Consider the following 12,004-nt stretch of genomic DNA (forward strand, 5'->3'; position numbering starts at 1 on the left):
AAGTTCTCAACTCTTCAAACCCTTATATTCAAACTCCTCCCAACATTAATTTTTGCCATTTGACATCTTTACTTATGATATCTAACCCTCCCATATCGAGTACGCAAAAACGCAAAAAAGCGTGTTGTATACCACTTATAATAAGCAATATCTAACACGCTTTTATTATTCTATCTAAATCATACAATCTAGTAGTTTCAATGCTTTAAGTCTATTCCCACTCTATTGTTCCTGGTGGTTTAGAAGTTATATCGTAAACTACTCTGTTAACACCATCAACCTCGTTGATTATTCTGTTAGATATCTTCTCTAGAATATCATAAGGCATGTTGTACCAATCAGATGTCATTCCGTCAGAAGAATTAACTGCTCTTAAACCTACTAAGTGAGCGTAAGTTCTCTCATCTCCCATAACTCCAACTGTCATAACATCTGGTAAAGTTGCAAATGCTTGCCATATTTCAGTGTAAAGCCCAGCTTTTCTAAGCTCGTCCATATAAACTGCATCAGCTTCTCTTAATATGTCACATTTATCTTCAGTCACTTCGCCTATTACTCTTATTCCAAGTCCTGGACCAGGGAATGGATGTCTAAATATTAAATCTTCATCTATTCCTAACTCAAGACCTATTCTTCTAACTTCGTCCTTGAATAACTCTCTTAAAGGTTCAACTATTTCTTGGAAATCTACATCTTCAGGTATTCCACCAACGTTGTGGTGAGATTTGATTGTAGCCGCATCTCCAAGACCACTTTCTATAACGTCTGCATAGATTGTTCCTTGTACTAGGAAGTCCATCTTACCTAATTTATTTGATTCTTCTTCAAATACTCTTATGAATTCTTCACCTATTATTTTTCTCTTAGACTCTGGCTCAGTAACTCCCTTTAATTTTCCTAAAAATCTATCTTGAGCGTTAACTCTGATTAAGTTCATATCAAATCTTTCTTTGAATATTCTCTCAACATCATCGCCTTCATTTTTTCTAAGTAGACCGTGATCTACGAATATACATGTAAGGTTATCTCCAATGGCTCTGTGAATTAGTACAGCTGCAACTGATGAATCAACTCCACCACTTAATGCACATAAAGCTCTCTTATCGCCTATTTTTTCTTTTATTTCTTTTATTTTGTCATCTATAAATGAAGTTGTAGTCCAATCTCCACTTACTTTACATATATTGTATAAGAAGTTTTTAATTATTTTATGCCCTTCTAAACTATGCTCAACCTCTGGATGAAATTGAACACCGTATATTTTCTTAGCGGCATTTTCCATAGCTGCTACAGGGCAAACTGCTGTAGTTGCAACTATATCAAATCCTTTAGGTGCTTTTTCTATAAGGTCAGTATGACTCATCCATACAGAACTAGTAGTCAGACCTTCAAATAATGCTGAATTTCCGTAATTTATCTCAGTTTTTCCGTATTCTTTTTCTTGTTTTTCACCTTTTCTAACTACTCCACCTAAAGTGTGAGCTATTAGTTGGTCTCCATAGCATATTCCTAATATAGGAATATCTAAATCAAATATATCCGCTGATATTTGAGGAGAATCTGGTAAGTACGCACTGTTTGGTCCACCAGTAAATATTATACCCTTAGGATTTTTTGCTTTTATCGCATCAACTCCAGCTGTGTATGGAATTATTTCACAGTATACATTGTTTTCTCTAACTCTTCTTGCAATCAATTGGTTGTATTGACCACCGAAGTCTACTACTAATACTAGTTCATGTTTCATAATCTCTCTCCTTACAATATTTTAATTTTAATTACATTATATATAACTATATTAACACATTTTTTATAATTTGATAACTCTAACGAATATTAATCAAATTATTCTCCGTTTTCGTTCGACTTATAAATCTATACAAAAAACCTGTATAATAACTTCCAACATTTTCAGGAAAGTGAAATTACTATACAGGTCTCCAGAAGAGCTTATAAAATTTATAGCCAACACATAGGGATATTAATCAGCCTACATATTTACTTTACTAGCTATTCTGCTATAATAATTTCACTCATAGTTAAGATATTTACGGTATCTTAGGGGTAACTCTCAGACCTTATTACTGAGTATATACGAGTGATTTTATATTAAATTTATAATTACAACTGAGTACTAATTTATCACAAATTCAAGTATTATGTCAATAAGTTTTCGTCAATTTCTTCTATAATTCTCGAATTTATATTGTCAAAAATCGCAATAAGTGGAAGCCCTGTTTTTTCAGCTATTTTTTGCAATCTTCGTATTCTGGCGAGTACTTTATTAGCTTATTTTTATAGTATCCCAATTTGATAGATATTAAACCATATTCAGTGTTAATTTCAGTGAATTTCCTGTTCATTGCACTTCTATTATACTCAATATACCTAACACCAAAAGTACTTGTCTCTTTAAGTATCATTTCTACAAATTTCTCTCTATCTTTTTTAGCACATAATATTGAAAGTTTAGTTGCAGGTCTATTTTTTTTCATAAATATACTTTGAGTGTATACATCCAATGCCCCTTCACTTAGCAATTTATCGTATATATACGAGTATATCTCACCAGACATATCATCTATATTAGCTATCAGTTCATATACAGCTTCTTCTTCAGTACTGTATACCTCGCCGCTAGTTACTTCTTTTTTTTTTCGGCTAAGATAACCCTAAGCATATTAGGTATCTCAAACTTTTTATGACCAATCCCATAACCTATTTTCTTAGGTTCTACTTCAAGCACATCTACAATTTCATTGCAGAGTGACTTTATTATTGCAGCTCCAGTTGGTGTAGTGCATTCTCCCTCAACTGTATTGAACTTAACTGGAATATCTTTTAGTATCTCAATAGTAGCAGGGGCTGGTACTGGCATAATTCCATGATCACATTTTACAAAACCAGATCCAACAGGCACTGGACTTGAGTAAATTAAATCTACCTCTAGCAAATCTATCAGAATACACGCTCCTACAACATCAACAATAGAATCAACAGCTCCAACCTCATGGAAGTGAATTTTTTCTACAGTTGTACCGTGAACTTTCGCTTCAGCTTCTCCAATAGTCATAAATACTTTTTTAGCATTTTCTTTAACTCTATCGTTTAATTCACTATTATCTATAATTTCAAATATATCTTTAACATGCCTGTGGCAATGACCTTCTTTTGAAATAACTTCTACGATTGTACCTACTATTCCACTTTCATTTTTTGAATCCACCTTTATTTCAAATTCATCACTCATTCCAAGTTTGCTTAACTCCTGTAGAAATACATCTCTTGAAGCTCCTAAATCCAGCAAACTTGCGATTGTCATATCTCCAGATATTCCGTTTACTATATCAAAATAAAGAACTCTACTACTCATACCTACCTCCTATATGTCTTAATTTTAATCTAATTTATTAATCATGGATGCTAGATATCCAGCTCCAAACCCATTATCTATATTGACTACAGATAATCCTGAAGCACAGCTATTTAACATACCTAAAAGTGCAGATAAACCTCCAAAATTAGCTCCATACCCCACTGAAGTCGGAACAGCTATTACAGGTACATTTACAAGACCACCTACAACACTAGGTAGAGCTCCTTCCATGCCCGCTACAGCCACTATTACCCTTGCCCTATCCAATAATTCCTTCTTATCCAACAAGCGGTGAATACCAGCAACCCCGACGTCATATAACCTTTCCACTTTGTTTCCCATAAACTTTGCAGTGTAATAGGCTTCATCTGCTACAGGAATATCCGATGTTCCACCTGAAACTATTAAAATTTCACCTTTCCCTGTATCATCTATATGGTGTTTTTGTATCATCAGCGTCTTTGATAATTTATCATATTGTGCTTTTGAATATATGTTCTTTAGTTTTAAAAAAGTTTCCTCTCTGCATCTTGTTCCCAGTATATTAGAATCTTTTTTGTACATCTTATCCACTATACCTAAAATATGTTCATCAGTCTTTCCCTCACAGTATATTACTTCTGGGTATCCGTTTCTAATCTCTCTGTGGTGATCTATATTGGCATACCCTAAATCCTCATATGGCAAATTTTTCAGCTCATTTAAAGCTGAATCTATATCCAATTTATCATTTTTTACTTCTTCTAGTAGTTTTTTTAAATCCATTATTTTTGCTCATACCCTTTCTATAGTATTATCAAAAATCTTATCTGTATAAATTCTTTAAAAACCTAAAAAATTTCCAGAACTTTACTGCTTCTTTTTTAAATCATTCCCCTATATATAGTATACAATATTTGTATACTATATATATGCAATAACCTAACAAATAAATTTAAAAATAAAGATTAAATATTTTATTTAGTCCTAGCTTCCATTTACAGCATAGGAATGTTGCTTACGCACCAAATCTTCTGTACCCACGTATACATCATCGATTTCATTTTCAACTTCTAGATGATAGAAAATTTGTTTTACTTTACACTTCCTAATTTTCCATTATAGTAAGGTTTTTTTATTACACAAATATTATTAATTGTGATGTATTTTATATTTCTTCTTTTAATTTTCCATCAAAAAAACCCATAGTTATCTTAAACTGATTTTCAAGTTCTGTAAAGTTACACTTCTCTACCTCAACCAGAATAATATCAAAGACTCTCTTGTAGTTAACCCTATCATCTACAACTTTTCTGTGTATAAGTCTATTGAGTATCACAAAGTGATTTAAAATAGTTTTCTTTCTAATTGTTTCTCCTAAATGACAAATATTATGAACATAAAAATTATACCCATGATTATCTAACTAAAAAGAGCCAGGAAAAATAAATTCCCTGACTCATAAAAATCACTAAATTTTTATTACTTTATCGATTTTCGCTAAAGCTTGAATTGCAAGAACTACATCATGCCCGGCATTCCTCCGCCCATTCCTGGCATTCCACCAGTTGGATCTTCTTCTGGTAAATCTGCTACTGCTGCTTCTGTAGTTAAGAATGTAGCACCTATTGATGCTGCATTTTGTAAAGCTGATCTAGTAACCTTAGTTGGGTCAACTATACCTGCATCTATCATGTTTACATACTCTTCGTTCAATGCGTCAAATCCTATTTCTGGTTTAGAATCTATTACATTTTGAACTATTACAGCTCCTTCAAGACCAGCATTTATTGCTATTTGCTTTAATGGTGCTGTAAGTGATTTTCTTATTATTTGAGCTCCTAATTTAACTTCGCCTTCAAGTCCTTCAACTAAGTTGTCGATAGCTGGTATTACATTTACTAAAGCAGCCCCACCACCTGCAACTATACCTTCTTCAACTGCTGCTCTTGTAGCGTTAAGAGCATCTTCTATTCTTAATTTTTTCTCTTTCATTTCTAATTCCGTTACAGCTCCAACTTTAACAACTGCAACTCCACCTGCTAATTTTGCAAGTCTTTCCATTAATTTCTCTCTATCAAAATCAGAAGTTGTCTCTTCTATTTGATGTTTGATTTGGTTTACTCTTTCTTCAATTTCACGTTTGTCTCCACCACCATCTACTATCGTAGTGTTTTCTTTAGAAACTTTAACTGAAGAAGCTCTACCTAACATTTCTATTCCTGCTTCTTTAAGATCAAATCCTAACTCTTCAGATATTACTTGTGCTCCTGTAAGTATTGCTATATCTTGAAGCATTTCTTTTCTTCTATCTCCAAATCCTGGAGCCTTAACTGCAACTACATCGAAAGTACCTCTTAATTTATTAACTATTATTGTAGCAAGAGCTTCACCTTCAACATCTTCTGCTATTATTAATAATTTTTTACCCATTTGAACTATTTGCTCAAGTATTGGTAGTACTTCTTGTATGTTAGTTATCTTTTTATCTGTTATTAATATATATGGATTGTCTAAATTAGCTTCCATTTTATCTACATCAGATACCATGTACGAAGATAAGTATCCTCTGTCAAATTGCATACCTTCAACAGCATCTAATTCAGTGTTCATAGTTTTTGACTCTTCTACTGTTATAACGCCTTCTTTACCTACTATTTCCATAGCTTCTGCTATTAACTTACCTACTTCTTCATCTCCAGCAGAAATTGAAGCAACTTGAGATATAGCTTCTTTTCCTGTAATTGCTTTTGATTGAGATTTTAATTCTTCAACAGCTACTTCAACTGCCTTTTGAATACCTTTTCTTAAAAGTATTGGATTAACACCTGCAGTTACATTTTTAAGACCTTCTCTTATTATTGTTTGAGCAAGAAGTGTAGCTGTAGTCGTACCATCACCAGCAACATCATTAGTCTTAGTTGCAACTTCTTTTACAAGTTGTGCACCCATATTTTCAAATCTATCTTCTAATTCTATTTCTTTAGCTATTGTAACACCATCGTTAGTTATAAGTGGTGATCCAAACTTTTTATCTAATATAACATTTCTTCCTTTAGGTCCTAATGTTACTTTAACAGTATCAGTTAATTTATTTACACCAGTTTCTAAAGCTCTTCTTGTTTCCTCTGAAAATTTAATTTCTTTTGCCATCACAAATCCCTCCACTTAATATTTCTTATATTTTTCTAACTCTACGTTTTAAATACATCTATACACTAGTTTTAAATTCTTTTTAGTTAGATCTCTTTTGAAGTATTACTCTATCTCTATACAAATTGAAATAGCTATTACTCAAATAATAACTATCTCTAAATTTGTACTAGTCTTCTAATACAGCCAGCACATCACTCTGTTTTAATATTGAGAACTCTTCACCTTGCAGTTTTACTTCTGTACCTGCATATTTTTGGAATATAACTTGGTCCCCAACTTTTAATTCCATAACCACTTCTTTTCCTTCTACTATTCCACCAGGACCTACTTCTACTACTTCAGCAACTTGGGGTTGTTCTTTCGCAGCACCTGGCAATACTATTCCGCTTGCAGTTTTTTCTTCTGCTTCTACTTTCTTAATTACTACTCTGTCAGCTAATGGTTTTATTTTCATTTTTACTCCTCCTATACTATGTAGAAATAAATTATTATTTTATAATTTGTTTTGTTATCACTCTATCCAATAGAGTGCTAATAATTATTATGATATACCAACTCTACATAATTTTCAATACTTTTTTAGTAATTTTTATAATATTGGTGAAAACAATCTAGCTACTGATTCTTTAACTTTTCTAGTAAATCCTCTCTTTTTAAAATTCTCTAAAGTAAGTTCTTCACTACACTTTAAATCATTATAAAAATCGTCTGCCATTCTCTCTATAACTTTTTTATCATAAATAAACGCATTTATCTCGAAGTTTAGCATGAAACTTCTAAGATCCATATTCGCAGATCCTGCTGATGCTATTTCGTCATCGATAATAACTATTTTAGAGTGAATAAATCCATTGTTATACAAGAATACTTTTCCACCCGCTTCTAAAATCTCTTCAAAATATGAATGTGATGCTATATTTACAATTTTATGATCTGCAATCTTTGGAAATATAATTATAACCTCGACACCTATCAAAGCGACACTTTTTATTGCCTTTAATATACTTTCATCAGGTATAAAATATGGAGTCTCGATATAAACTCTTTTTTTAGCCTGACAAATTGCAGTAAAATATGCGTAGTGTATATCCTCCCAGTCGCTATCTGGTCCACTTGCAACTACCTGTATCATGCTGTCTCCAACGTAATCCATAGTTGGAAAAAGCTTTTTAGTCTCTATAACCTCTTTTGTCGTGTAGTACCAGTCTATTATAAATATCATCTGAAGCATATAAATAGAAATGCCTTCTATCCTTATATGAGTATCCCTCCAATAACCGAACTTTTCATTTTTGCCTAAATACTCATCTCCAATATTTATGCCACCAGTGTAACCAATTATTCCGTCAATTACTACGATTTTTCTGTGATTTCGATAATTTAACTTACCACCTATAATAGGAAACTTCGTAGGTAAAAATGCAGCAATCTCTATCCCAACAGACCTCATTTCATTAAAGAACTTCCTATTAAACCAAAATCTCCAACACCCTACATCATCGTATATTATTCTTACTTTGACACCTTTCTTCGCCTTTTCAATAAGTTCATGTTTAATTACTCGACCTATTTCACTGTCTTTAATAATAAAGTACTCTAAATGTATATGATCTTTTGCATTTCTTATGTCTTTTATTAAATGTTCAAACTTTTCATTTCCATCAATAAATACATCTACTTTATTATTCTTCGTAAAAGGAAACATACCTGTTTTTAAGAGCAAACTTATTACTCTTTTTATCGAGCTCCCATCCTCTTCATCTGAAAGCAATTTATTTTGCTTTATTGATTCTATTTCTAATTCAACAACCTCTTTAATTTTTTCTAAAGTATTAAAAAGTCTTTTTTCCTTTATAGTGTTAGCTAGCTTCTGGGTTTTAAATAATTTGATTTTTCTAATATTTCTCCCAGAAACAGCGTATACTACTAACCCTATTCCAGGAAATAATATAAACATCAGAAGCCAAGACATAGTTTTAGCGGGGTCTCTATTTTCAAGCAATATTATTACCGAAATAATTGCTCCCACTAAGTAAGAGATGGCTAAATAAATTAGAAATAACATTAATCCTAATCCCATAAATACTACTCCTCAGTTTTGTTTATTTGCCAATACCTAGCTCTCTTGCATAATAGAATAAATATTGTTGTGCAAATCCAGCTAGATCTCCAAATTTATCCATAGAGTACACTCTTATTTTAGGCAAACTAAGATCCTCTTCTAGGTAAAATTCTTGCATAACTCTCTTAACCCATACATCTACAGGAAAAGTGTCGTATTTTTGCATTCCAAATAATGCAATACAATCACAAACTTTTGGACCAACTCCATTAAATTTCAAAAGTTCTTTTCTACAGTTTTCCGTATCTAACTCAAAGTATCCACTTACATTGTCTTCATTTAAAAATACCGATTCTGCTGTACTCTTTATGTATTTATCTCTAAATCCAGTTGAGCATGCTCTTATTTCTTCTTTTGTCGCTTTATTTAGTTCCTCCGGAGTAGGAAAAGCGTAATATTTTTGACCTTCGTACTCTCCTATATATTTTCCAAATTTCTCAGATAAATTCTCTATTGCTCTTTGTATCATTGGAATTCTATTATTTGACGAAATTATAAAAGATACAAGCATCTCCCATCCATCTTGTCTTAATATTCTTATTCCCCATCCAAAGTCAGATGCCTTGTCTAAGTACTCATCCATATTTTTCAAAGTTTTCTTTATCTCTGTATAATCTGTTCCTAAATCAAAGTAATCATACCAAATATTATTAAAATCTTCTAAATTTGTATTGTTAAGTATTGCCTTTCCTTCTTCACTTTTCACATTTAGTATTTTTCCTTTTACAACTCCAGTATATGAACCATCCTCTTGTGGTTTCCATCTAAAGCACTGGCCACATTCGAATATATGCTTGGCATCAAAATCTGTTAATCCCTCTATAATAACAGAATTATTTTCTTCATAAGTTTTCATTATATTTTCCCCCTTTGTAAGCATTATTAATTATTTAATCTATTTTAGTATATACACATGTTTTTACTATTTTAACACATATAATGCTATTTTAAAAATACTGTCATTAATTGTATCGATTTGCAAGTAGATAAAGCTTTATTTTAGAATAAAAAAAGTGCAAATGCAGTAATTTGTATACTTATAGCATCACTTAGTGATTTTTGCTATACTGCTATTTGCACCTATTAATTTCTTTTCAACTTATAATATAGTATATTTAAGCTGTTATTTAAATACTTTATCTTAATCTCACTATTATTAAACTAATCTACTATATTAACCTTTCTTTAAGCTAAAATAATACACTTATTAGAACAATCGCCGAAATAACTTGAATTGTTCCTACACCTAACCCGTACATCGATACTTCTTTACCCTGTTTCACCAAATCCACTACATTTACTTTTAAACCGATTGCTGCTAAGGCCGTTATTTCAAATTTATTACTTATTGCCTTAAATCCAAGTGACATGCTTTCTGGAATAACATTTAAAGAAAACAATGCACACATTATAAAAAATCCAAATACATACCAAGGAACTTTTGCCTTGTTTTTTGATTTATTCGTTCCTTTTATATCGACATTATCACTAGACACTTCCTGCTCTGTTCTATTTTTCAGATATCCAAATAGTAAAACTACAACCACTAGCATTATTACTCTCATAATTTTAAATATTGTAGCTAGATCTTTTACTTCTTCTCCAACAATAGCTCCACTTGCTACAACTTGCCCTATAGATTGAAGCGTTCCACCTATTAGCGCAGAAGATCTAAGGACTTCCTGATTGTACAGAAATTGAGATAAAATAGGCAGTATAAACATCAGAAAAATTCCCGTTACATTTACAATTGTTATCGCTATTCCTTTATCTTTATCGCTTGCGTTTATAACTGGTGCAGTTGATGCAATAGCCGATGAACCACACACTGCGTTTCCACTTGCCATCAGATATCTAAAATTTTCTCCAAAACCAAGCTTCTTTCCTATAAACATAGCTGAAATTATCGTTATAGACATCTGTATTACTATAAATGATATCCCAGATATTCCAAGTCCCAGCAGAGATTTTATACTAAGTGTTCCACCTAATAAAACTATAGAATAAGCAAGTAAGTTTGACTCAGAAAATTTATACCCTTTTTGAAATATCGGCTGCCCTAAGAATAGATTCCCTACAAACATCCCCAAAAATATTGCAATTGATGCCGCACCTATTTGTGGAAATAATTTAGATAATAGTATACTCAAAAAAGCAACTCCCACCGATACTATTAATCCCGGAATAATATCTTTTATATATTTAAACGATGATTCTACTGTTATTTTAGTCATAAATCTCTTCCTCTCTTATTGATTATATTTATAGTATATTATGTGTATAATCATAAGTAAAATAAATATATCTTATAGTAACCATTATATATTTTAATCATTATTTAAAGTGTTAAGTTTTATCTATTATAAAGTTATTGGATTTGATGTATAGTATAATTAATTTAAGATGCAAATATATGATTTAAAACCAATTAATTTAAAATTAAAACTCGGAGATGAATGCAATGTTAGAGGAATTAAAAACACTTATAGCTGTCGTTGAATGTAAAAACTTTACAAAAGCCGGTGAAAATCTAAAGCTGTCTCAGCCAAGTGTTAGTACACATATTAAAAACCTTGAAAATAGATTTGGAGTCACTCTTATTGATAGGTCCATAAAGCAAAAGACAATATACATCACCGAAAGTGGATACATACTTTACAATAGATCTAAAGAAATCTTAAATTTACTCGATAAAGTAGACCATGAAATGAAAGATGTTACAGACTCTGTAATTGGACATGTTAAAGTTGGGGCTAGTTTTACCATAGGCGAGCAAATACTTCCTAAATTTTTAGCTAATTTTACTAAATCTTACCCAGATATAGATATAGAAATTTTTATTCAAAATACATCTCAAGTATCTTCTCATATAAAAAATCTAAACTACGATGTAGGACTTGTTGAAGGTACAACTTCTTCATCTCATTTTATACAAAAATATTTTTTAATGGATAAAATGATTTTGGCGATGCCATATGATAAAAATTTATCTTCAGAAAATTTTTCATTTGATAGCCTACAAAATAAAATATGGGTTGCAAGAGAAAATGGATCTGGTACAAGAGAATACTTAAATATGTTTTTAAACAGCAATGAAATTGTACCTAAAAACATAATAATACTAGGTAGTAATCACGCAGTAAAAGAAGCTGTCAAAAATGGTCTTGGAATAACGATCATATCTAATTTAGTTACTAAATCAGATGTAAAAAACAAGAAACTCTCTACAATAGAACTAGATGAGAACTTCAACAGACATCTGTCATATATAATTCCAAAAAACACAACATTATCTAAGTCTGTCGATGTGTTTTTAAATGAATTATGCAATTACTGCAACAAATTTAAAAATTAACGTTAATAAAGATAGG

General features: G+C 31.4%; 10 protein-coding genes and 1 riboswitch. Of the genes, 1 reads left to right on the forward strand and 9 read right to left on the reverse strand.

The features are described 5' to 3' along the window. Positions 1–211: 211 nt before the first annotated feature. From guaA to T473_RS0104920, 9 genes are all read right to left on the reverse strand, one after another. A complete protein-coding gene (guaA, locus tag T473_RS0104880) occupies positions 212–1,747 on the reverse strand; it encodes a glutamine-hydrolyzing GMP synthase (protein WP_024620898.1) in 1,536 nt (511 codons plus the stop codon). Between the two features lie 269 nt (positions 1,748–2,016). Beyond that, positions 2,017–2,118: riboswitch (purine riboswitch) on the reverse strand. A 128-nt stretch (positions 2,119–2,246) separates the two neighbouring features. Continuing rightward, on the reverse strand, positions 2,247–2,576 hold the full coding sequence (gene larC2 / locus T473_RS19375; protein ID WP_278246346.1) for a nickel pincer cofactor biosynthesis protein LarC2: 330 nt from the start codon (positions 2,574–2,576) through the stop codon (positions 2,247–2,249). Positions 2,577–2,641: 65 nt separating this feature from the next. After that, positions 2,642–3,373 (reverse strand): nickel pincer cofactor biosynthesis protein LarC, encoded by a 732-nt coding sequence (gene larC, locus T473_RS19380; RefSeq protein WP_024620899.1) that lies wholly within the window; start codon positions 3,371–3,373, stop codon positions 2,642–2,644. Positions 3,374–3,397: 24 nt separating this feature from the next. Further along, positions 3,398–4,141 (reverse strand): nickel pincer cofactor biosynthesis protein LarB, encoded by a 744-nt coding sequence (gene larB, locus T473_RS0104890; RefSeq protein WP_024620900.1) that lies wholly within the window; start codon positions 4,139–4,141, stop codon positions 3,398–3,400. A 735-nt stretch (positions 4,142–4,876) separates the two neighbouring features. Beyond that, the gene (gene groL / locus T473_RS0104900; RefSeq protein ID WP_024620901.1) at positions 4,877–6,508 is read right to left on the reverse strand and encodes a chaperonin GroEL; all 1,632 of its coding nucleotides are present in this window, start codon (positions 6,506–6,508) and stop codon (positions 4,877–4,879) included. Positions 6,509–6,677: 169 nt separating this feature from the next. Then, positions 6,678–6,965, reverse strand: a complete 288-nt coding sequence (locus T473_RS0104905; RefSeq protein WP_024620902.1) for a co-chaperone GroES — start codon at positions 6,963–6,965, stop codon at positions 6,678–6,680. A gap of 135 nt (positions 6,966–7,100) precedes the next feature. Continuing rightward, positions 7,101–8,591 carry a cardiolipin synthase gene (gene cls / locus T473_RS0104910; protein WP_024620903.1) on the reverse strand — a complete coding sequence of 497 codons (1,491 nt, stop codon included), beginning with the start codon at positions 8,589–8,591 and terminating at the stop codon, positions 7,101–7,103. 22 nt (positions 8,592–8,613) lie between these two features. Then, complete coding sequence (locus T473_RS0104915) at positions 8,614–9,489, reverse strand: DNA-3-methyladenine glycosylase family protein (RefSeq protein WP_024620904.1); 876 nt, start codon at positions 9,487–9,489, stop codon at positions 8,614–8,616. Between the two features lie 334 nt (positions 9,490–9,823). Further along, entirely contained in the window at positions 9,824–10,867 is a 1,044-nt protein-coding gene (locus T473_RS0104920) for a YeiH family protein (RefSeq protein WP_024620905.1), read from the reverse strand. Positions 10,868–11,094: 227 nt separating this feature from the next. Here T473_RS0104920 and T473_RS0104925 point away from each other — a divergent pair, with 227 nt between their 5' ends. Further along, positions 11,095–11,988 carry a LysR family transcriptional regulator gene (locus tag T473_RS0104925; RefSeq protein WP_024620906.1) on the forward strand — a complete coding sequence of 298 codons (894 nt, stop codon included), beginning with the start codon at positions 11,095–11,097 and terminating at the stop codon, positions 11,986–11,988. The last annotated feature ends 16 nt before the right edge of the window (positions 11,989–12,004 follow it).

Origin of the sequence: Clostridioides mangenotii TR (assembly GCF_000498755.1) — a bacterium.
GTDB lineage: Bacteria > Bacillota > Clostridia > Peptostreptococcales > Peptostreptococcaceae > Metaclostridioides > Metaclostridioides mangenotii_A.

Excerpts from the sequence above, each read along its gene's own strand:
- guaA (WP_024620898.1), bottom strand. The coding sequence starts at position 1,747 with ATGAAACATGAACTAGTATTAGTAGTAGACTTCGGTGGTCAATACAAC.
- larC2 (WP_278246346.1), bottom strand. The coding sequence starts at position 2,576 with ATGTCTGGTGAGATATACTCGTATATATACGATAAATTGCTAAGTGAA.
- larC (WP_024620899.1), bottom strand. The coding sequence starts at position 3,373 with ATGAGTAGTAGAGTTCTTTATTTTGATATAGTAAACGGAATATCTGGA.
- larB (WP_024620900.1), bottom strand. The coding sequence starts at position 4,141 with ATGGATTTAAAAAAACTACTAGAAGAAGTAAAAAATGATAAATTGGAT.
- groL (WP_024620901.1), bottom strand. The coding sequence starts at position 6,508 with ATGGCAAAAGAAATTAAATTTTCAGAGGAAACAAGAAGAGCTTTAGAA.
- T473_RS0104905 (WP_024620902.1), bottom strand. The coding sequence starts at position 6,965 with ATGAAAATAAAACCATTAGCTGACAGAGTAGTAATTAAGAAAGTAGAA.
- cls (WP_024620903.1), bottom strand. The coding sequence starts at position 8,591 with ATGGGATTAGGATTAATGTTATTTCTAATTTATTTAGCCATCTCTTAC.
- T473_RS0104915 (WP_024620904.1), bottom strand. The coding sequence starts at position 9,489 with ATGAAAACTTATGAAGAAAATAATTCTGTTATTATAGAGGGATTAACA.
- T473_RS0104920 (WP_024620905.1), bottom strand. The coding sequence starts at position 10,867 with ATGACTAAAATAACAGTAGAATCATCGTTTAAATATATAAAAGATATT.
- T473_RS0104925 (WP_024620906.1), top strand. The coding sequence starts at position 11,095 with ATGTTAGAGGAATTAAAAACACTTATAGCTGTCGTTGAATGTAAAAAC.